Source organism: Maribacter luteocoastalis (assembly GCF_048890225.1).
GTDB lineage: Bacteria > Bacteroidota > Bacteroidia > Flavobacteriales > Flavobacteriaceae > Maribacter > Maribacter luteocoastalis.
Map to the genome: position 1 here is coordinate 1 of NZ_JBMFZG010000026.1, position 1,187 is coordinate 1,187.

Here is a 1,187-nt window from a genome sequence, read left to right on the forward strand (position 1 = left end):
TGACCCGTCCTGAAATAAGGCTACATAATTTTAAACATTATGTATAGAAATGACAAAGTGATCAGACGGTATTCAGAACCTTTTAAACTGAAAATTTTAGACGAAATTACAACGGGCAAACTAAACAAAAACCAATTAGGCAAACTCTATGGTATTGCTCCTACCACCATTAATGAATGGATCAGGAAGTATAACCGTAAAGACCTAATGAACACCAGGGTAAAAGTGGAAACAAAAGACGAGATAACTCGAGTTAAAGAACTACAAAAAGAGATTGAACAGCTTAAAAAGCTACTCCTAAAAAAGGATCTGGATGCCTTGGTACTGGATTCATACCTGGAAGTAGCGGCAGAAGACCTGGGCTATAAATCTGTGGCCGAACTAAAAAAAAAGCTAAGTACAAAGCCTTGATCAAAGCCAAGCAAAAAGCTAAGGGATTTGCTTCTTTGTCTACTATAACCAATTGTTTTGGACATAAACGCAATGCTTATTATAAATACAAAAACAGAGCTGACAGGCGTTTAAAACTAGAACAGCAGATTATTGAGATCATAAAGAAAAGACGCAGATCCCTGCCCAGGGAAGGTGTGCGTAAACTTGTAAGATCATTGGATGATGAGTTTACCAAGGCCAACCTTAAAGTCGGTAGGGATACGTTATTTAACGTCCTTAGAAAACATCAAATGCTTACACTTAGAAAGAAATATAGCTCTAGAACAACAAACTCTTTGCACAGGTTCTATAAGTATAAAAACATCATTAAAGATGTTCAGGTTACAAGGCCCAATCAAGTTTGGGCCTCGGACATCACCTATATCAGGACCATTAAAGGATTTTGTTATCTAGCGCTCATTACAGATATGTATTCCAGAAAAATTGTTGGATATGACCTAAGTGATAGCTTGGAACTAAACGGATGCGTAAGAGCTCTTAATAAAGCTATATATCAAGCTAAAAACACAAAAGGACTTATCCACCATTCAGACAGGGGTATTCAATATTGTAGCAATGTATACACTCAAATCCTGAAAAGAAAAAAGATAGATATCAGTATGACTGAAGAAAACCATTGTTACGAAAATGCCGTGGCAGAAAGGGTAAATGGTATTCTAAAAGACGAATTTTATCTTGACCAGACCTTTGATAGCCTGCAACACGCTAAAAGAGCAACAAAAAATGCAATTAAT

2 protein-coding genes are annotated in these 1,187 nt (G+C 36.4%); both read left to right on the forward strand.

All coding sequences use genetic code 11. The annotated features are described in order from the left end of the window. The first annotated feature begins 39 nt into the window (after window positions 1-39). Window positions 40-411 carry a transposase gene (locus ACOCEA_RS17930; RefSeq protein ID WP_166968106.1) on the forward strand — a complete coding sequence of 124 codons (372 nt, stop codon included), beginning with the start codon at window positions 40-42 and terminating at the stop codon, window positions 409-411. Then, on the forward strand, window positions 408-1,187 hold a 780-nt coding region (locus tag ACOCEA_RS17935; protein ID WP_420757650.1), incomplete at its 3' end, for an IS3 family transposase. The genes ACOCEA_RS17930 and ACOCEA_RS17935, both read left to right, overlap by 4 nt.